This window comes from Pseudomonas sp. NBRC 111133 (genome assembly GCF_001320605.1).
Classification (GTDB): domain Bacteria; phylum Pseudomonadota; class Gammaproteobacteria; order Pseudomonadales; family Pseudomonadaceae; genus Aquipseudomonas; species Aquipseudomonas monteilii.
In genome coordinates this window covers 16786-37662 of sequence record NZ_BCBJ01000118.1, presented here as the reverse complement: position 1 = coordinate 37662, position 20877 = coordinate 16786, and the positions used below count along the sequence as shown (strand labels likewise).

Annotated in this window: 8 protein-coding genes; 5 read left to right on the top strand and 3 right to left on the bottom strand. The window is 66.5% G+C overall.

Annotation, left to right across the window (positions count from 1 at the left end; genetic code table 11):
- The first annotated feature begins 128 nt into the window (after positions 1 to 128).
- Positions 129 to 13082 (top strand): non-ribosomal peptide synthetase, encoded by a 12954-nt coding sequence (locus APH36_RS26080; protein WP_060501192.1) that lies wholly within the window; start codon positions 129 to 131, stop codon positions 13080 to 13082.
- Positions 13083 to 13153: 71 nt separating this feature from the next.
- Here APH36_RS26080 and dsbG read toward each other — a convergent pair whose 3' ends face one another.
- From dsbG to dsbD, 3 genes are read right to left on the bottom strand one after another with little or no spacing between them, the layout of a single operon-like run.
- Entirely contained in the window at positions 13154 to 13912 is a 759-nt protein-coding gene (gene dsbG / locus APH36_RS26075; RefSeq protein ID WP_016711686.1) for a thiol:disulfide interchange protein DsbG, read from the bottom strand.
- Between the two features lies 1 nt (position 13913).
- Complete coding sequence (locus APH36_RS26070; RefSeq protein WP_060501190.1) at positions 13914 to 14750, bottom strand: TlpA disulfide reductase family protein; 837 nt, start codon at positions 14748 to 14750, stop codon at positions 13914 to 13916.
- Entirely contained in the window at positions 14750 to 16462 is a 1713-nt protein-coding gene (gene dsbD, locus APH36_RS26065) for a protein-disulfide reductase DsbD (protein ID WP_060501188.1), read from the bottom strand. Before dsbD ends, APH36_RS26070 begins: the two co-directional genes overlap by 1 nt.
- Before the next feature lie 219 nt (positions 16463 to 16681).
- Here dsbD and APH36_RS26060 point away from each other — a divergent pair, with 219 nt between their 5' ends.
- The 4 genes from APH36_RS26060 (at position 16682) to APH36_RS26045 (ending at position 20856) form a co-directional block, all read left to right on the top strand.
- Complete coding sequence (locus APH36_RS26060) at positions 16682 to 17263, top strand: NTP transferase domain-containing protein (RefSeq protein WP_060501210.1); 582 nt, start codon at positions 16682 to 16684, stop codon at positions 17261 to 17263.
- 46 nt (positions 17264 to 17309) lie between these two features.
- Complete coding sequence (locus APH36_RS26055) at positions 17310 to 17993, top strand: response regulator transcription factor (protein ID WP_060501186.1); 684 nt, start codon at positions 17310 to 17312, stop codon at positions 17991 to 17993.
- Positions 17990 to 19312 carry an ATP-binding protein gene (locus tag APH36_RS26050; protein WP_060501184.1) on the top strand — a complete coding sequence of 441 codons (1323 nt, stop codon included), beginning with the start codon at positions 17990 to 17992 and terminating at the stop codon, positions 19310 to 19312. Before APH36_RS26055 ends, APH36_RS26050 begins: the two co-directional genes overlap by 4 nt.
- A 152-nt stretch (positions 19313 to 19464) precedes the next feature.
- Positions 19465 to 20856 carry an aspartate aminotransferase family protein gene (locus APH36_RS26045; RefSeq protein ID WP_060501182.1) on the top strand — a complete coding sequence of 464 codons (1392 nt, stop codon included), beginning with the start codon at positions 19465 to 19467 and terminating at the stop codon, positions 20854 to 20856.
- Positions 20857 to 20877: the final 21 nt, after the last annotated feature.

Sequence of the window (20877 nt, the reverse complement as noted above, 5' to 3'; positions counted from 1 at the left end):
GACATGACCCGTTAATTTCTGCCCCTGCCCATCCGTTCCCCTGTGTACATCCTTGGTCGCCATTCGCTGCCCGCCCACGTTCGCGCCGCAGCCGGCCCGCCCCACCCAGACACTGGCAGGAACACCCCATGACGGACGCCTTCGAACTCCCGCTCTCGCTGGTCCAGGCCCTGGCGCAACGCGCCGCCCAGACCCCGGACAAGGTCGCCTTGCGCTTTCTGGCCGACGCCCCCGGCGAGCAGGCCGTGCTCAGCTATCGGGACCTCGATCAGCGCGCCCGCACCATCGCCGCCGCCTTGCAGGCCCGTGCCGGCTTCGGCGACCGTGCGGTGCTGTTGTTCCCCAGCGGCCCGGACTACGTGGCAGCGTTCTTCGGCTGCCTGTATGCCGGCGTGATCGCGGTACCGGCGTATCCGCCAGAGTCCGCGCGCCAGCACCACCAGGAGCGTTTGCTGTCGATCATCGATGACGCCGAGCCACGTCTGTTGCTGACCGTGGCGGCACTGCACGGCAACCTGCAGGGCCTGGAAGCCCTGGCAGCGGACAACGGCCCTGAGCTGCTGGCAGTGGATAGCCTGGACCCGGCGTTGGCCGCGAACTGGCGCGAACCTACGCTGAAAGGCGATGACATCGCCTTTCTGCAATACACCTCCGGCTCCACCGCGTTGCCCAAGGGCGTGCAAGTCAGCCATGGCAACCTGGTGGCCAACGAGCAGTTGATTCGCCAAGGCTTCGGCATCGATCTCAACCCCGACGACGTGATCGTCAGCTGGTTGCCGCTGTACCACGACATGGGCCTGATCGGCGGCCTGTTGCAACCCATCTTCAGCGGAGTGCCGTGTGTGCTGATGTCGCCTGGCTACTTCCTGGCCCGGCCACTGCGCTGGTTGCAGGCCATCAGCGAGTACGGCGGCACCATCAGCGGTGGCCCCGACTTTGCCTACCGCCTGTGCAGCGAACGGGTCAGCGAGGCCGCGTTGGCCGGGCTAGACCTTAGCCGCTGGCGCGTGGCCTATTCCGGCTCCGAACCGATCCGCCAGGATAGCCTGGCCACCTTCGCCGACAAGTTCCAGGCCTGCGGTTTCGATGCGTCCAGTTTCTTCGCCAGCTACGGCCTGGCCGAAGCCACCCTGTTCGTCAGCGGCAGCCGCCGCGGCCAGGGTATCGCCGCGCTGGAGCTGGACGCCGAAGCCTTCGCCGCCAACCGTGCCCAGCCGGGCCAGGGCAGCGTGCTGATGAGCTGCGGCTACCCGCAGCCTGGGCACGCCGTGCGCATTGTCGAGCCGCAGCAGCTGCAGGTACTGGGCGACAACCAGGTGGGTGAAATCTGGGCGGGTGGCCCAAGCATCGCCTTGGGTTACTGGCGCAACCCCGAAGCCAGCGCACGCACTTTTGTCGAAATGGACGGCCAGACCTGGCTGCGCACCGGCGACCTGGGCTTCATGCGCGAGGGCGAGGTGTTCGTCACCGGGCGCCTGAAAGACATGCTGATCGTGCGTGGGCAGAACCTCTACCCGCAGGACCTGGAGAAAACCCTCGAGCGTGAAGTTGAAGTATTGCGCAAAGGGCGGGTGGCCGTGTTCGCCGTCGAGCATCAGGGCGAGGAGGGCATCGGCGTGGCGGTGGAGATAAGCCGCAACGTGCAAAAGGCAATCAAGCCTCAAGACCTGATCAAGACCCTGCGCCAGGTAATCGCCGATGCCTGCCGCCAGGCCCCGGCCGTGGTCCTGCTACTGAACCCCGGCGCGCTGCCCAAGACCTCCAGCGGCAAGCTGCAGCGCTCGGCCTGCCGCCTGCGCATGGGCGATGGCAGCCTGGACTGCTATGCCCGCTTCCCGGATGTGAGCGAAGCCGCTACGGGCGCGGGTGCTGCCGATGAACTGCAGGCACGCATCGCTGCGGTGTGGCGCGACATCCTCAAGGTCGAGGCGATTGCGGCCGACGACCACTTCCTGCTGCTGGGCGGCAACTCCATCGCCGCCACCCAGGCCACCGCCCGACTGGCCGATGAGCTGGGTATCAACCTGAGCCTGCGCACCCTGTTCGAAGCGCCGGTGCTGGCCGATTACAGTAGCGCTGTGGCGTCGGTCATCGCGCAGGGCGCTGCCGAAACCGCCACTATCGCAACGCTGGAACGCGGCCAGGCCTTGCCCCAGTCGCTGGCGCAAAACCGCTTATGGCTGATGTGGCAGTTGGCGCCACAATCGGCGGCCTACAACATTCCGGCCGGCCTGCAGCTGCGTGGCGAGCTGGACGAAAGCGCGCTGGAGGCTGCCTTCCAGGCGCTGGTGGCACGCCACGAATCCCTGCGCACCGTCTTCAGTGAAGAAGACGGCCAGGCCCTGCAGCGCATCCTGGCGCAACAGCCGTTCAGCCTGCACCGCCTGGACCTCGAAGGCCAGTCCGCCGAGCAGGTCAGCGCCCAGCGTGAAGCCGAAGCCCGCCAGCCGTTCGACCTGACCCAGGGCCCGCTTCTGCGCGTGACCCTGGCCCGGCTGGACGATGAAGACCACCAGCTGTGGGTGACCTTGCACCACATTGTCGCCGACGGCTGGTCGCTGAACATCTTGCTGGATGAATTCGCCAGGCTGTACGCCGCCTGCTGCCAGGGCCGGGAGGCCAACCTGGCGCCGCTGACCCTGGGTTACGCCGACTATGGCACCTGGCAGCGACAATGGCTGGCCGACGGTGAAGCCGAACGCCAATTGCAGTACTGGAAGGTACAGTTGGGCGGCGACCTGCCGGCGCTTGACCTGTGCACCGACCACCCCCGCGCCAGCCAGCGCGAGCACAGTGCTTCACGTTTCAATCTGAAGGTGCCGGCCAAGCTCACCGAAGCACTCAAAGGCCTGGCCCGCGAACAGCAGGCCAGCCTGTTCATGGTCCTGCTGGCCGGCTGGCAGGCGCTGCTGCACCGCTACAGTGGCCAGGCCGACATCCGCGTCGGCGTGCCCAACGCCAACCGCCCGCGCCTGGAAACCCAAGGCCTGGTCGGCTTCTTCATCAACACCCAGGTGCTGCGCGCACAGCTCGATGGCCGCCTGCCGTTCACGCAGCTGCTGGCCCAGGTGCGCCAAGCCACCCTGGAGGCCCAGGCCAACCAGGACTTGCCGTTCGAACAGCTGGTCGAAGCCCTGCCCGAAGCGCGCGAACAAGGCCTGTTCCAGGTCATGTTCAACCACCAGCAGCGCGACCTGTCGGCCTTGCGCCGCCTGCCGGGTCTGTTGGCCGAGGAGCTGCCGTGGCACAGCCGCGAAGCCAAATTCGACTTGCAGCTGCACAGTGAAGAAGACCACCAGGGCCGCCTGAGCCTGGCCTTCGACTATGCGGGCGAGCTGTTCGACACCAGCACCGTCAAACGCCTGGCCCATCACTTGCTGACGCTGCTGGAGCAAGTGAGTGCCGCGCCACAGCGGGCCTTGGGTGAGGTGCAATTGCTGGACGAGGCTGGCCGAGCGCAGCTGCTGAGCTGGGGCCAGGCGCCGGCCATCGCGCCGCAACGGCTGCTGGTCGAGCAGCTTAACGAACAGGCCCGCCTGACCCCGCAGCGCACAGCGCTGGTCTGGGACGGCGGCAGCCTCGACTACGCCGAACTGCACCAGCAGGCCAACCGCCTGGCCCATTACCTGCGTGACAAAGGCGTCGGCCCCGACACCTGCGTCGCCATTGCCATCGAGCGTTCGCCGCAGTTGCTGGTTGGCCTGCTGGCCATCCTCAAGGCGGGCGGCGCCTACGTGCCGCTGGATGTCGATTACCCGACCGAACGCCTGGCCTACATGCTCACCGACTGCAACGCCGGCCTGCTGCTGAGCCACAGCAGCCTGCTGGGCAAGTTGCCGCAGGTCGACGGCGTCAGCGCCATCGCCCTCGACCAGTTGCACCTGGACAGCTGGCCCAGCCACGCGCCAGGCCTGCAGCTGCACGGCGACAACCTGGCCTACGTGATCTACACCTCCGGCTCCACCGGCCAGCCCAAAGGCGTGGGCAACACCCATGCGGCACTGGCCGAACGCTTGCAGTGGATGCAGGCCACCTATGCGCTGAATGACAGCGACGTGCTGATGCAGAAGGCGCCGATCAGCTTCGATGTATCGGTATGGGAATGCTTCTGGCCGCTGGTCACCGGTTGCAAGCTGATACTGGCCGGCCCCGGCGAGCACCGCGACCCGCAGCGCATCGCTGCGCTGGTACAGGCCCATGGTGTGACCACGCTGCACTTCGTGCCGCCGCTGTTGCAAGTGTTTGTCCAGGAGCCGCAGGTGGCCGCCTGCAACAGCCTGCGCCGCGTGTTCTCGGGCGGCGAAGCGCTGTCTGCCGCTTTGCGCGACCGCGTATTGCAAGTGCTGCCACAGGTGCAACTGCACAACCGCTATGGCCCGACCGAAACCGCCATCAACGTCACCCACTGGCACTGCCAGGTGGCCGATGGCGAGCGCTCGCCCATCGGCCGCCCGTTGGGCAATGTGCTGTGCCGCGTGCTGGACGATGAGCTGGAACTGACGGCCCCCGGCGTACCGGGCGAGCTGTACCTCGGTGGCGCAGGCCTGGCCCGTGGCTATCTGGGCCGCCCCGGCCTTACCGCCGAACGCTTCGTGCCCCAGGCCGACGGCAATGGCGAACGCCTGTACCGCAGCGGCGACCGCGCCCGCTGGCAGGTTCAGCTTGAGGCCCTGGAGTACCTCGGTCGCCTCGACCAGCAGGTGAAGGTGCGCGGCTTCCGTGTCGAGCCGGAGGAAGTACAGGCCTGCCTGCTGGCCCAGGCCGGTGTCGATCAGGCACTGGTACTGATTCACAAGGATGCTGTCGGCGCGCAACTGGTCGGCTACTACAGCGGCAGTGCCCAACCCGCCGGGTTGCTGGCGGTGCTGGCTGAACAACTGCCCGCCTACATGGTGCCGGCGCAACTCATCCCGCTGGCACAGATGCCACTGGGCCCCAGCGGCAAAGTCGACCGCAAGGCGCTGCCGGCCCCGGTGTGGCAGCAACGCGAACACGTCGAGCCAAAAACCGAGCTGCAACAGCAGGTCGCTGCCATTTGGCGTGAGGTGCTGAACCTGCCGCGTGTCGGCCTGCAGGACGACTTTTTCGCCCTGGGCGGGCATTCGCTGCTGGCCACCCAGATCGTCTCGCGCAGCCGCCAGGCTTGTGACGTCGAACTGCCACTCAAGGCCTTGTTCGAAGCCAGCGAGCTGGGCGCGTTCTGTGCCGAGATCGCACGCATCCGCGCCGCCGGCGAGCGCAACCTGCAAGGCGAAATCGCCCGTGTCGACCGCAGCCGGGCCGTGCCGTTGTCGTATTCGCAGCAGCGCATGTGGTTCCTCTGGCAAATGGAGCCGGACAGCCCGGCCTACAACGTCGGCGGCATGGCGCGCCTGCGCGGCACCCTGCATGTAGACGCCTTCGAGCGTGCACTGCAGGCGCTGATCGTGCGCCATGAAACCCTGCGCACCACGTTCCCCAGCATCGACGGTGTGCCGTACCAGTGCGTGGCCGAAGACAGCGGCCTGCAGCTGGACTGGCAAGACTTCAGCGCCTTGCCCGCCGATACCCGCCAGCAACGCCTGCAACAACTGGCCGACGACCAGGCGCACCAGCCGTTCGACCTGGAGCGTGGCCCGCTGCTGCGCGCCTGCCTGGTCAAGACCCAGGAGCGTGAGCACTTCTTCGTGCTGACCCTGCACCACATCGTCACCGAAGGCTGGGCCATGGACATTTTCGCCCGCGAACTGGGCGAGCTGTACGAGGCCTTTGTCGATGACCGCGAATCGCCGCTGGCGCCGCTGCCGGTGCAATACCTGGACTACAGCGTGTGGCAACGGCAGTGGCTGGAAAGCGGCGAGGGTGCCCGCCAGCTGGATTACTGGAAGGCCCGTCTGGGCGACGAACACCCGGTGCTGGCATTGCCCGCCGACCGCCCGCGCCCGGCCGTGCAGAGCCACCGTGGCGAGCTGTACCGCTTCGAGCTCGACCCAGCATTGGTCGCTCGCGTGCATGCCTTCAACAGCCAGCGCGGCCTGACCCTGTTCATGACCATGACCGCCACCCTGGCCGCCTTGCTGCACCGCTACAGTGGCCAGCGAGACCTGCGCATCGGCGCGCCGGTGGCCAACCGCATTCGCCCGGAAAGCGAAGGCCTGATTGGCGCCTTCCTCAACACCCAGGTGCTGCGTTGCGAGCTGGACGGGCAGATGACCGCCAGCGACCTGCTGGAGCAGATGCGCCAGGCCGCCATCGAAGGCCAGTCGCACCAGGACCTGCCGTTCGACCAGCTGGTCGAGGCCTTGCAGCCACCGCGCAGCAGTGCCTACAACCCGCTGTTCCAGGTGATGTGCAACGTGCAGCGCTGGGCCTTCCAGCAAAGCCGTACGCTGGCCGGCATGCAGGTGGATTACCTGGTCAACGACGCCAGCGCCACCAAGTTCGACCTGTACCTGGAAGTGACCGACCTCGACGGCCGCCTGGGCTGCTGCCTGACCTACAGCCGCGACCTGTTCGAAGAGCCACGCATCGCACGCATGGCCGAGCACTGGCAACAACTGTTGGTCGGTCTGCTGGACAACCCGCAACAGCGCCTGTGCGAGCTGCCGATGCTGAGCAGCGCCGAGCAGCAGGTGTTGGTGGGCCAGTTGCAGGGTGAGCAGGACTTCGACCTTGACCACACGCTGCATGGCCTGTTCGCCACCCAGGCGGCCCGCACGCCACAGGCGGGTGCGCTGACCTTCGCCGGCCAGCACATGACCTACGCCGAGCTCGACCAGCAGGCCAACCGCCTGGCCCGCGCCCTGCGTGAGCGTGGTGTCGGCCCGCAGGTACGCGTGGGCCTGGCGCTGGAACGCTCGCTGGAAATGGTCGTCGGCCTGCTGGCCATCCTCAAGGCGGGGGGCGCCTATGTGCCGCTGGACCCAGAGTACCCGCTCGACCGCCTGCGCTACATGATCGAGGACAGCCGCATTGGCTTGCTGATCAGCCAGCGCGAGCTGCTGCAAACCCTGGGCGACCTGCCCGAAGGCGTGGCCCGCTGGAGCCTGGAAGACGATGCCGCCAGCCTTTCGGCCTACAGCGATGCACCGCTAAACAACCTCAGCCTGCCGCAGCACCAGGCCTACCTGATCTACACCTCCGGCTCCACCGGCAAGCCCAAGGGCGTGGTGGTCAGCCACGGCGAGTTCGCCATGCATTGCCAGGCGGTGATCGCCGCATTCGGCATGCGCAGCGATGACTGCGAGCTGCATTTCTATTCGATCAACTTCGACGCGGCCAGCGAGCGCCTGTGGGTGCCGCTGCTATGCGGTGCCCGCGTGGTGCTGCGCGCTCAGGGGCAGTGGGGCGCCGAAGAGATCTGCCAGCTGGTACGTGATCAGCAGGTAAGCATTCTGGGCTTTACCCCCAGCTATGGCAGCCAGTTGGCCCAATACCTGGGCGGGCAAGGCGAACAACTGCCGGTGCGCCTGGTGATTACCGGTGGCGAAGCGCTGACTGGCGAGCACCTGCAGCGTATTCGCCAGGCCTTTGCGCCGCAGCAGTTCTTCAACGCCTACGGCCCGACCGAAACCGTGGTCATGCCGCTGGCCTGCCTGGCGCCAGAAACGCTGCAGGCAGAGCTGGGCAGCGTGCCGATCGGCCGCGTCATCGGTAGCCGCACGGCCTACATCCTCGACGAAGATCTGGCCTTGCTGCCACAGGGCGGCATTGGCGAACTGTATGTCGGCGGTGCCGGCTTGGCCCAGGGCTACCACGACCGCCCGGGCCTCAGCGCCGAGCGCTTCGTCGCCGACCCGTTCAGCACTGAAGGCGGGCGCCTGTACCGCACCGGCGACCTGGTGCGCCTGGGCACGGATGGCCTGGTGGAATACGTCGGCCGTGCCGACCAGCAGGTGAAGATTCGCGGCTTCCGCATCGAGTTGGGCGAAATCGAAAGCCGCCTGCAGGCGCATGCCGACGTCGAAGAGGCTGTGGTGCTGGCCCTCGACCTGCCTGGTGGCAAGCAGCTGGTGGGTTACCTGGTGTGCAAGCAGGCCGCTGCCGGTAGCGAGGCGCAAAGCCTGTTGCGCGAAGCAGTAAAGGCTGATGCCCGCCAGCACCTGCCGGACTTCATGGTGCCTGCGCACCTGGTGCTGCTCGAAAGCCTGCCGCTGATGGGTAACGGCAAGCTCGACCGCCGTGCCTTGCCGCTGCCCGATCTGGAGCAGGCCCGCCAGCAATACCAAGCCCCCGGCAACGAAGTGGAGGCGCAACTCGCGCAGATCTGGCGCGATGTGCTCAATGTTGCCCAGGTTGGCGTGCAAGACAACTTCTTCGAACTGGGCGGCGACTCGATCCTGTCGATTCAGGTGGTCAGCCGGGCCCGTCAGGCCGGCTTGCAATTCACCCCGCGCGACCTTTTCCAGCACCAGACCATCCAGATCTTGGCTGAGGTGGTTCAGCGCAGCGAAGCTGCCAGCACCATCGAACAGGGCGAGCGCCAGGGCCAGGTCGGCCTGACGCCGATCCAGCACTGGTTCTTCGACAGCGAGGTGCCGCAGCCGCAGCACTGGAACCAGGCGGTGTTGCTGGAAGCGCGTCAGCCGCTGGATGAGGCTGCGCTGGCGCAGGCCTTGGCCGCACTGGTCCAGCACCACGACAGCTTGCGCCTGCGTTTCAGCGAGGCCCATGGCCGCTGGCAGGCCGAGTATGCCCAGCCAGCCGCCGAGCAACTGCTGTGGACCGCCACTGTCGCCGACTTCGCCGATTGCCAGGCGCTATACACCGATTTGCAGCGTAGCCTCGACCTGCAACAGGGCCCGCTGCTGCGTGCCTTGCTGGTGCGTGACGGGCAGGGCAGCCAGCGCCTGTTGCTGGCGATTCATCACCTAGTGGTCGATGGCGTGTCCTGGCGGGTGCTGCTTGAAGACCTGCAGGCGTTGTACCGTGGCCAGCCGCTGCCGGCCAAGACCCACGCCATGGGCGACTGGGCCGCGCGCCTGGCCAGCTACGCGGGCAGCGATTCGCTGCGTGACGAACTGGGCTGGTGGCAAGGCCAGTTGGGTGGCGTGCGCCGCGAGTTGCCGTGCGATCACCCGCAAGGTGGCAACCTGCACCGCCACGCCCGCACCCTGGCCATCGGCCTGGATGTGGAGCAGACTCGGCAACTGCTGCAACAGGCTCCGGCGGCCTACCACACCCAGGTCAACGACCTGCTGCTGACGGCGCTGGCGCGAACCTTGTGCCGCTGGAGCGGCGATGAGGAGGTTCTGGTGCAGCTCGAAGGCCATGGCCGTGACGGGTTGTTCGAAGACATGGACCTGACCCGCAGCGTCGGCTGGTTCACCAACGCGTATCCGCTCAGCCTGCGCCCACAGTCAGGCGAGGACGATGCGGCGCGGGCCGGTTCGATCAAGCGCATCAAGGAACAACTGCGCCAGGTGCCGCACAAAGGCCTGGGCTATGGCGTGCTGCGCTACCTGGCCGACCCGCAAGTGCGCGAGCCGATGGCGGCCTTGCCGCAGGCGCGCATCACCTTCAACTACCTGGGCCAGTTCGACCAGCAGTTCGACCGCGCGGCGCTGTTCCAGCCGCTGGAAGCCCCGGCCGGCTTGGCGCATGACCTCGATGCTCCGCTGCCCAACGGGTTGAGCGTCGATGGCCAGGTGTATGGCGGTGCCTTGCAACTGCGCTGGACGTTCAGTGCCGAGCGCTACGACGAGCGCACCATCGCTGCCTTGGCCGAAGCCTACCGCCAGGAACTGCTGGCGCTGGTCGCCCATTGCCTGGCCGATGGCAACGGCAGCTTCACTCCGTCGGACTTCCCGCTGGCACACCTTAGCCAGGAGCAGATCGATGCGCTGCCCGTGCCAGCGGCACAGATCGAAGACGTCTACCCGCTGACGCCAATGCAGGAAGGCATGCTGCTGCACACCCTGCTGGAGCCCGGCACGGGCCTGTACTACATGCAGGACCGCTACCGCATCAACAGCGCCCTGGACCCCGCGCGTTTCGCCCAGGCCTGGCAGGCCGTGGTGGCACGCCATGAAGCGTTGCGCGCATCGTTCAGCTGGAACAGTGGCGAGGCGATGCTGCAGATCATCCACAAGCCGGGCAGCCTGGCGGTGGACTATCAGGACTGGCGCGGTCTCGCGGACGATGCTCAGGAGCAGCGCCTGCAAGCCCTGCACAAGCAGGAGCGTGAGGCCGGGTTCGCCCTGCTCAGTGAGGCGCCGTTCCACCTGCGCCTGGTGCGCGTGGCCGACGAGCGCTACTGGTTCATGATGAGCAACCACCACATCCTGATCGATGCCTGGTGCCGCTCGCTGTTGATGAACGACTTCTTCGAGGTGTACCAGGCCCTTGGCGAAGGCCGTCAGGCCCAGCTACCGGTGCCGCCACGTTACCGCGACTACATCGGCTGGCTGCAACGCCAGGGCCTGGACGACGCACGCGCCTGGTGGCAGGCGAACCTGGCCGGTTTCGAGCGCGCCACTGCCATCCCGAGTGACCGCCCGCTGCGCCATGACCACGCCGGCAGCGGCATGGTGGTGGGTGATTGCTACACCCGCCTTGACGTCAGTGATGGCGTGCGCCTGCGCGAACTGGCCCAGGCCCACCAGCTCACCGTCAACACCTTCGCCCAGGCGGCCTGGGCCTTGGTGCTGGCGCGTTACAGCGGCGACCGCGATGTGGCCTTTGGCGTGACCGTGGCCGGGCGCCCGGTGAGCATGCCGCAGATGCAGCGCACCGTCGGCCTGTTCATCAACAGCGTTGCCTTACGCGTGCAGTTGCCGGTAGCCGGTGAGCGCCGCAGTGTGCGCCAGTGGCTGCAAGGCCTGCTGCAAAGCAACATGGAGCTGCGCGAGTACGAATACCTGCCGCTGGTGGCGATTCAGGAGTGCAGCGAGCTGCCTAAAGGCCAGCCGCTGTTCGACAGCCTGTTCGTGTTCGAGAACGCCCCGGTGGAAACCGCCGTGCTCGATCATGCCCAGCACCTGAATGCCAGTTCCGATTCGGGCCGTACCCACACCAACTTCCCGCTGACGGCGGTGTGCTACCCGGGCGACGACCTTGGCCTGCACCTGTCGTTCGACCAGCGCTACTTCGACTTCCCAACCGTCGAGCGCTTGCTGGCCGAGTTCAAGCGCCTGCTGCTGGCGCTGGTGCAAGGCTTCGACGGCGAGGTCAGCGAACTGCCGCTGCTGGGTGCAGAAGAACAGCGCTTCCTGCTGGAGGACTGCAACCGCACTGAGCGGGCTTATCCGCTGGAGCAGAGCTACATCGCGCAGTTCGAAGCACAGGTGGCTGCGCACCCGGAACGTACCGTCGCCCGCTGCCTGGAAGCGTCTTACGACTACGCCGGGCTGAACTTGGCGGCCAACCGCCTGGGCCACGCCTTGGTCGCGGCAGGCGTGAAGGTGGACCAGCCGGTGGCACTGCTGGCCGAGCGCGGTTTGCCGCTGTTGGGCATGATCGTCGGCAGCTTCAAGGCCGGTGCGGGCTACCTGCCACTGGACCCGGGCCTGCCGGCGGCGCGCCTGCAAAGCATCATCCAGCTCAGTCGTACCCCGGTGCTGGTGTGTAGCGCGGCCTGTGCCGAGCAAGGCCGGCAGTTGCTGGGCGAACTGGAGGCTGCGCTACGGCCACAGTTGCTGGTGTGGGAAGACATCCAGGCAAGCCCGGTTGCCAGCCATAACCCTGGCATTCACAGTGGCCCGGACAACCTGGCCTATGTGATCTACACCTCAGGCTCCACCGGCCTGCCAAAAGGGGTGATGGTGGAGCAGCGCGGCATGCTCAACAACCAGCTGAGCAAGGTGCCGTACCTGGCGCTGAGCGAGCAGGACGTGATCGCCCAGACTGCCTCGCAGAGCTTCGATATTTCGGTGTGGCAGTTCCTCGCTGCACCGTTGTTCGGGGCCAAGGTGGAGATTGTGCCGAACGCCATCGCCCATGACCCGCAGGGCCTGCTGGCACATGTGCAGGCGACCGGCATCACCGTGCTGGAAAGCGTGCCATCGCTGATTCAAGGCATGCTGGCCAACGACCACCAGGCCCTCGACGGCCTGCGCTGGATGCTGCCGACCGGCGAAGCCATGCCGCCGGAGCTGGCGGCGCAGTGGCTGCAACGCTACCCGCACATTGGCCTGGTCAATGCCTACGGGCCGGCAGAATGTTCCGATGACGTGGCGTTCTTCCGTGTCGATGCTGCGTCAACCCAAGGCAGCTACCTGCCTATCGGCACACCGACCGACAACAACCGCCTGTACCTGTTCGGCGAAGACCAGGCGCTGGTGCCGCTGGGTGCGGTGGGCGAGCTGTGTGTTGCAGGGACTGGCGTGGGCCGTGGTTATGTCGGCGACCCGGTGCGCACGGCCTTGGCGTTCATTCCTCATCCTTTCGGATCGCCGGGCGAGCGCCTGTACCGCACCGGCGATCTGGCTCGGCAGCGCCCGGACGGTGTGCTGGAATACGTCGGGCGCATCGACCACCAGGTGAAGATTCGCGGTTACCGCATCGAGCTGGGCGAGATCGAAGCGCGCCTGCACGAACAGGCAGAAATCCGCGACGCTGCGGTGGGCGTGCAGGAAGGCGTCAATGGCAAGCATCTGGTCGGTTACCTCGTGGCCCACCAGGGTATCGCCGCTGACGCCGGGTTGCTGGAGCAGGTAAAGCAACGCCTGCGTGCCGAGTTGCCGGAATACATGGTGCCGCTGCACTGGGGCTGGTTCGACCACCTGCCGCACAACGCCAATGGCAAGCTCGACCGCAAGGCGTTGCCAGCCATCGACATCGGCGGCCAGCACAGCCAGGCCTATCAGGCGCCGCGCAACGCGCTGGAGGAAGTGTTGGCCGGTATCTGGGCCGATGTGCTCAAGGCCGAACGGGTGGGGGTGCACGACAACTTCTTCGAGTTGGGCGGGCATTCGTTGCTGGCCACGCAAATTGCCTCGCGGGTGCAGAAACAGCTGCAACTGAACGTGCCACTGCGGGCGATGTTCGAGTGCAGCACGGTGGAGGAGCTGGCCGAGTATGTGCAGGGGCTTCAGGGCAGTGCGCTGGATGACGACAAGGTCGACCGGCTTAGTGACCTGATGGCTGAGCTTGAGGGGCTCTAAAGTGATTGGCTAGCCTGTACTGGCCTCTTCGCGGGCACGCCCGCGAAGAGGCCGGTACAGGCAACCGGCGATCAGCGCTTACCGAGAATCTTCCCAAGCATCTCTGGCCGAGGTGCCCCTTGCTGGCTCTGCAAATTGCCCTGTTCATCCTGATAGAAAATCGCCGGGGTTGCCTGCAACCCCATCTCTTCCATCAATGCCATGTTCGCCGCCAGCTTCTGCTGCACGGCCTCCGGCACCTGCTCCAGTGCCTTCAGCTTGCTGGCCTTGCCGGCTTTTTCATGCGCTTGCAATGCCTTGGCCGGGTCTTTCGCCGCCAGCAGGGCTGCCGATTTGCCCGGGCTGTCCTCGCGGATGATGCCGACCATGATGTGGCGCAACTGCACCTTGCCCGATTCCACCCAGGGCCGTGCCTGTTCCCAGAACATATTGCAGTACGGGCAGTTGGGGTCGCTGAACAGGTACACCTTGCGTGGCGCATCGGCCTTGCCGTCGGCAATCCACGCGGTTTTCTCCATCTTCGCCCAGATTTCCTTGCTCATCGGCGCATACACCAGCTTTTCCAGCGGTTCGGCGCTCAGGTCCTTGCCTTGTTCGTCGAACAGGCTGCCGACCAGCACATGCTTGCCGTCGGGGGTGAGGTACAGGGCCAGGGCGTTGTTCTGGTACTCGGCGGCGTAACCGCGCAGGCCGTTGGGCGCATCGAAGCTGCCTTTGATCACAGCGCCCTTGGCTTGCAGTTGCTGAACGGCCTTGGGCAGCTCTTCGGCCTGCAAGGCGGGGGCGGCCAGCAGGGCCAGGGACAGGGGCAGCAGGGCAGTCAGTCGCATGTCAGTTTCCTTGTGCGGCAGGGGCGGGCGCGGTGGCCCGGTCGAAAGGCTCCAGGGCGTGGCGCAGGCTGGCCCGGGACAGCTCGCCCAGGTGGCTGCCAACCAGCCGCCCGTCGGCGTCGTAGAACAGGGTGGTGGGCAGGGCCATGGAACCGACGCGCTGGGCCAGCAGGCCGGTGCCGTCGAACAGCACGTGGGTCAGGCTCAGGCCGGTGGTGGCAAGGAAGGTGCTGACGTTTTCCGGGGTCTCGCCCTGGTTGACGAACAGGAAGGTCACGTGCGGATAGTCGCTTTGCGCCTGTTGCAGCACCGGCATTTCCCGGCGGCAGGGCGGGCACCAGGTGGCCCAGATGTTGATCACCAGCGGCTTGCCACGGTAGCTGTGCAAGGCGACGGATTGGCCGCCAGCGTTGCGCAGGCTCAGTTCCGGCAGCTCGGTGCCTTTGCTGTACAGGTGCCCGCCCAGGCTGGCCAGGCCCCAGAACAACGCACCACTGAACAGCGCCCAACCGAGCGGGCGGCGCAGGCCCGGTTGGCGCCAGCCTTGCCACAGGGCAGCGAGGACGATACCGGCCAGGCCCGACCAGAACAGGAAGCCACCGTCGCGAATGTCGATGATCTGCAACGGCTCATCGCGGTACATCGGCCAGTAGGCCAGCACGAAGCCTGCGCGGGCAGCCAGCACGCCGATCAGGAACAGGTTGAACAGTGCCGACTCCGGGCTTTCGCCACCGCGCCGGGCGACCCACCAGCCGACCACGCAGGCAATCCCCAGGGCGGCGAGCATCAGCAGGTGGTTGAGGGCCATGGTCAGTGGCCCGAGGGTTACGGTCAGCATCAGCCTTGGCTCCTGGTCTGGGCCCAGTGTTGCTGGAACACAGCGGCGTCGACTTCACCGGTGATACGCCGCGCTCGGCGCTCGTCGCCCTCCGGGCCGATCCAGATGATGCTGGGCGGGCCGGGTACCTGGTAGCGTTGCAGCAGGGCTTTGCTGGCTGGCGTGTCGGCGGTCACGTCCAAGCGCAGCAAGTGCACGCCGGCCAGGCCGGCCTGCACGTCGTTGCGGGCGAACACCTGCTTTTCCATGACCTTGCACGACACGCACCAGTCGGCGTAGTAGTCGAGCATCACCCACTGGCCACGGGCCTTTGCTGCTTCCAGTTCACGTTGCAGGTCTTCGGGGCGGCTCACCGTGACGAAGCTGTCCTCGGCATGCTGACCAGCAACTGGCGCACCACCACCGGCGAACGGTTGCAGCGGCTGCCAGAGATCGTCGCCACCTGCTGCGGCGCCTACCAGCAACAAGCCGCCCCACAGGGCACCCAACAGTGGCACAGCGCGCAATGCTGGCAGACGCTGCAGGGCCGGCCAGCTGGCCCAGGCCAAGGCGACGAGCCAGGCGCCACTCAGCGCCAGCAGCAGGGTGGCGGGCAGCAGGCTGCGCACGGTGTACAGCGCCATGGCCAGGAACACGAAGCCGAACACGCCCTTGACCCGCTCCATCCAGGCGCCCGGACGCGGCAGGTAGCGGTTGCCCAGGGTCACCAGCAACAGCAGCGGTACGCCCATGCCCAGGCCAAGGCTGAACAGCACCAGCGCGCCTTGCAACACGTCGCCGCTTTGGGCGATGTACAGCAGCGCCCCTGCCAGTGGCGCGGTCATGCACGGGCCAAGCAGCAGGCCGGACAACGCCCCCAGCAGTGCAGCGCCATACAGGTTGCCGCCACGGGTGCCTTGCCCGGCGCGGTCCAGGCGGTCCCGCAGGGCGGCGGGCAATTGCAGTTCGAAGGCGCCGAACATCGGCAGGGCCAGCAACACGAACAGCCCCGCCAGGCTGCCCAGCAGCCAGGGTTGCTGCAGCCAGGCTTGCAGGCTGGCCCCCAGCAGCGCGGCAACCACGCCCAGTGCGGCGTACACCAGCGCCATGCTTAGTACATACACCCCGGCCAGCAGCCAGCCGCGCCGGGCGCTAGCGCCGTTGCCCAGTACCAGCCCGGCAAGAATCGGCAGCATTGGCAGCGAGCAGGGGGTAAAGGCCAGCAGCAGGCCAAGGCCGAAGAACGCCAGCAGGCTCCAGGCCAGGTGGTCCTGTTGCAGGCCGCTGGCCAGCGCCTGGTCGCCGGCTTGCTCGGCGGCAGGCGCCACACCGCCACCCAGGTCGATTTGCGTGGTTTGCGGCGGGTAGCACAGGCCGGCGTCGGCACAGCCCTGCCAGCCCAGGCGCAATTGCCCCTGGGCATTGGCGGGCAGCAGCAGCTCAAGCTGGTCGCGGTACACCGCGCTGTCACCAAAGAACTCGTCATGGTGGTTGAGCGCCGGCGGCAGCTGCGGGTGCTGGTCGGCGGGCAAGCCGTCGAACTTCAGGCGCTTCTGGTACAGGTAGTAGCCCGGCTTGATCTGGAAGTACAGGCGCATCTGGCCATCGGCCTGGCGGTCGTGGGTGAGCACGAAGGCCTGGTTGACCGGTAAAAAGTCAGGTTTGACGTCGAACGGGTTGGCCTGCAAGGGGCCGGCCAGCAACAGTGTCAGGAAGAGCAGGAAAACGCGCATGTCTTCGCCTTGGTAGATCCAGGAATGGGGTCATGCTGGCTGGAGTCGATTAACCCAAGGTTAACCCCTTTTCAACGGATACGAATTGTGGCCCCCTGTATGTCGGTCCTGAATTCCTGCGATTCGTCGCGCTGAAGGCGGAGCAAACGTGCAGCATTGTGAACGAAAGGGGGTATGCCGGGCGTTGCAGTGGCTTGGCAAGCGCCAGAAGGTCGCGCCGTGAGCGTCATGGCGCTGGTGTTGGCGGCTGGCAGCAGCACGCGCTTCGGTTCCGACAAGCGCCGGGCAACCCTGGCCGATGGCCGCAGCCTGTTGGCGCACAGCGTGGAGCGGGCCAGGGCGGTGTTCGACGAGGTGCGTGTGGTCTTGCGTGAGGGGGAGCGTGGGGAGGATTTCGGGTTGCCTGCCGGTTGCCGGGTAATCGGCAGCCCTGATGCCGCGTCCGGTATGGGGCATAGCTTGGCTGTCGGGGCACGGTCGCTTCACGACAGCCAGGCACAGGCGGTAGCGATTTTGCTGGGTGATATGCCATGTATCGACCCGGCAACCCTGCGCCGCCTGGCCGAGGCCGCCAATGCGTCCCGTATCGTGCTGCCACGCCACGCAGGGCAGCAGGGGCACCCGGTGATCTTCGGGCGGGATTTCTGGCCGGCGCTGGGGCAACTGCATGGCGATGGAGGGGCGCGCTCGGTGGTGCATGCCCACCGGGGTAGCTGTGTGGTGGTCGAGGTGGAAGATGCAGGGGTATTGCTGGATGTCGACACGCCGCAGGGCCTCGCTTGGTTCATAATCTCACCTTAATCCGCCCAAGGTGCAATGCCAGCCACACCACTCCGGGAGCCCCACCATGCACGTTCTGCTCTGCGAGGACGACGACCTGATCGCCGCCGGCATCTGCGCCGGCCTTACCGCCCAGGGCCTGACCGTTGACCGGGTGGGTAACGCCGCCAGTGCGCGGGCGATGCTGCAGGCCGCGCAGTTCGATGTGATGATTCTCGACCTCGGCCTGCCCGATGAAGACGGCCTGAAACTGCTGCGCCGCCTGCGTCAGCAGGGCGAAACACTGCCGGTACTGGTGCTCACTGCCCGTGATGCCGTCACCGACCGCGTCGATGGCCTGCAGGCCGGTGCCGACGACTACCTGCTCAAACCCTTCGACCTGCGCGAGCTGGCCGCTCGTCTGCACACGCTGCTGCGGCGGGTGGCGGGGCGGGCGGTGAATGTGATCGAACACGGCCCGTTGCGTTACGACCCCAGCAGCTGCGAGGCGACCCTGGCCGGGCGGCCGGTCGACTTGTCCCGCCGGGAGCAGGCCCTGCTCCAGGCATTGCTGCAGAACCCCGGGCGGGTGTTGTCCAGCGAACAACTGAAAGACTGTGTGTACGGCTTTAGCGACGAAGTCGAGAGCAACGCCCTGAACGTGCATATCCACCACCTGCGGCGCAAGCTGGGCAACGGCATCGTCGAGACTGTGCGTGGCCTGGGTTACCGCCTGGGCCCGGCGCAGGCGCCGGAAGAGGCCGCATCATGAGCCTGCGGGTACGCCTTAGCCTGATCCTGGGCAGTGCTTTTGTGATCATCTGGGTGCTGGCCGCTGCGTGGATGCTGCGTGACCTGCGCCAGCAGATGATGTTTTCCCTCGACCAGCGCCTGGTGGCGTCGGCGCGTATGGTCGCCGGGCTGATCGACCAGTTGCCGCAGCCGCTCACCGCCAAGGGCGGGGAGGCGCACATTTCTGCCGACCAGTTCAGCGTGCCGGACGGCATGGCCTGCCAGGTCAGCTCGCTGCGTGGCGAGATCCTTGCCAGCAACCACAAGCACGATGGCGCCATGGACGATGAGCGCAGTGGCTTCCGTGACCAGACGATCGACGGTGCACTGTGGCGTACCTTCACCTACAACCATGGTGATGTGCGCATCACCACGGCTGACCGGCACATGGAGCGTGAGGCGCTGAACCAGTCGATTCTGCTGGCGGCATCTGCACCGGTGCTGATGGCCCTGCTCGGCAGCCTGGGGTTGTTGTGGATTGGCCTGGGCAAAGGCCTCGAGCCGCTCAACCGCATGCGCGATGCGCTACGGCGAAGGCGTGCCGATAGCGTCGAGCCACTGCAGGTGGCAGGCATGCCCAGCGAATTGCAGCCGTTGCTGGAAACCCAGAACCAGCTGTTCCTGCGCATTGCCCAGACCCTCGAGCGCGAGCGGCGCCTGACCGACGATGCCGCCCATGAGCTGCGCAGCCCGCTGACCGCGATCAAGACCCACCTGCAAGTGGCGCGCATGACCGACGGTACCGTGCGCGAGCAGGCGCTGGAGCATGCCGAACAAGGGGCCGACCGCATGCATCGCACGCTGGAACAGTTGCTGATGCTGGCGCGGGTGGAAGGCAGCCTGTCGTTCGAAGATGGCGTGCAGTGCAGCGCCGAACAGGTGGCCCGGCAGGCGGTGCAGGACGCCGGTGGCGGCGATAACCGGCGCATCGTGCTGCGTTTGCCTGAAGAAGCGACGCAGATCTACCTGGGCATGCCGGCCCCCTTGGCGGTGGCCGCGCTGCGCAACCTGCTGGACAACGCCCTGCGCCATGGTGGCGACGAGGCAGTGGAGCTGGAGGTGCAGATGGCCGACGGGCAGGTGGGGTTCATGGTGCGCGACCATGGGCCGGGGATTGCCGACGCCGACCTTGAGCACCTGACCGAGCGCTTTTGGCGTAATGGACAGAGTGGTGGGTGCGGGTTGGGGTTGGCAATTGTGCAGGCGATCGTGCAGCGGTGTGCCGGCAGCTTGCGCTTCGACAGCCGTAGCGATGGGTTGCGGGTGCTCTTGCAAGTACCGGCGCGCTCGGCCGGTTGATCTTCACTGCCTGTGCTGGCCCTTTCGCGGTTTTACCCGCGAAAGGGCCAGCGCGGGCTAAGTAAAATTCAGTAACAACCGCTAAATCCTCCCGGCACTCAAGCGTTTTCCAAGCGATAACTGCCCATTCGCTTGTTTGCGAGGATTCACCCATGTCCACCGCTTCCAGCCTTGCCCAGGTTGCACCGGTCAGCGCGTCGCAACCTTTGTACGAATTTACCGAATCGCCCCTGCTGCAACGCCAGCAACAACAGGAGTCCAACGCCCGAAGCTACCCACGGCGCATTCCGCTGGCGCTAAAGCGCGCCCGTGGCATCTACGTAGAGGATGTCGAAGGCCGCCAGTTCATCGACTGCCTGGCCGGCGCCGGCACGTTGGCGTTGGGCCATAACCACCCGGTGGTGGTCGAGGCGATCCAGCGGGTACTGGCCGATGAGTTGCCCCTGCATACCCTGGACCTGACCACGCCGGTCAAGGACCGCTTCGTCCAGGACCTGTTCGGCATCCTGCCCGAGGCGCTATGCCGCGAGGCCAAGGTGCAGTTCTGTGGCCCGACTGGTACCGATGCGGTAGAGGCAGCGCTGAAACTGGTCCGCACGGCCACCGGTCGTAGCACCGTGCTGGCGTTCCAGGGCGCTTACCATGGCATGAGCCTGGGGGCGTTGAGCCTGATGGGCAGCCATGGGCCGAAGCAGCCTTTGGGGGCCTTGCTCGGCAATGGCGCGCAGTTCATGCCGTACCCTTACGACTACCGCTGCCCGTTCGGCCTGGGTGGCGAAGCCGGGGTGAAGGCCAACCTGCATTACCTGGAAAACCTGCTGCTCGACCCGGAAAGCGGTGTGCCGCTGCCGGCGGCAGTGATCCTGGAGGTGGTGCAGGGTGAGGGCGGGGTGATTCCGGCCGATATCGAATGGCTCAAGGGCGTTCGCCGCATCACCGAGCAGGCCGGTGTGGCGCTGATCGTCGACGAGATCCAGAGCGGTTTTGCCCGTACCGGGCGTATGTTCGCCTTCGAGCATGCCGGCATCGTACCGGACGTAGTCACCTTGTCCAAGGCCATTGGCGGCAGCCTGCCGCTGGCGGTGGTGGTGTACCGCGACTGGCTGGACACCTGGAAGCCGGGCGCGCACGCCGGCACCTTCCGGGGCAACCAGATGGCCATGGCGGCGGGTTCGGCGGTAATCAACTACCTGGTGGAACACCGCCTGGCCGACCACGCCGAGGCCATGGGGCTGCGCTTGCGCAGGCACCTGCAGCAGTTGCAGCGCGATTACCCGCAGCTGGGCGACATTCGCGGGCGTGGGTTGATGCTCGGCGTGGAGTTGGTGGACCCGCAAGGTAAGCGGGATGCGCTTGGCCAGCCGCTGGCCAACCGCGATCTGGCGGCCAAGGTGCAGCGAGAGTGCCTGAAGCGTGGGCTCATTCTGGAGCTGGGTGGGCGGCATGGCGCCGTGGTGCGTTTCCTGCCGCCGTTGATCATCAGCGGCGAGCAGGTCGATGAAGTGGCGCAGCGTTTTGCCGAGGCGTTCATCGCGGCAGTCTGACCGATAGCCGGGGGCGCACAA

Excerpts from the sequence above, each read along its gene's own strand:
- dsbG (WP_016711686.1), bottom strand. The coding sequence starts at position 13,912 with ATGCGACTGACTGCCCTGCTGCCCCTGTCCCTGGCCCTGCTGGCCGCC.
- APH36_RS26050 (WP_060501184.1), top strand. The coding sequence starts at position 17,990 with ATGAGCCTGCGGGTACGCCTTAGCCTGATCCTGGGCAGTGCTTTTGTG.
- APH36_RS26070 (WP_060501190.1), bottom strand. The coding sequence starts at position 14,750 with ATGCTGACCGTAACCCTCGGGCCACTGACCATGGCCCTCAACCACCTG.
- APH36_RS26080 (WP_060501192.1), top strand. The coding sequence starts at position 129 with ATGACGGACGCCTTCGAACTCCCGCTCTCGCTGGTCCAGGCCCTGGCG.
- dsbD (WP_060501188.1), bottom strand. The coding sequence starts at position 16,462 with ATGCGCGTTTTCCTGCTCTTCCTGACACTGTTGCTGGCCGGCCCCTTG.
- APH36_RS26055 (WP_060501186.1), top strand. The coding sequence starts at position 17,310 with ATGCACGTTCTGCTCTGCGAGGACGACGACCTGATCGCCGCCGGCATC.
- APH36_RS26045 (WP_060501182.1), top strand. The coding sequence starts at position 19,465 with ATGTCCACCGCTTCCAGCCTTGCCCAGGTTGCACCGGTCAGCGCGTCG.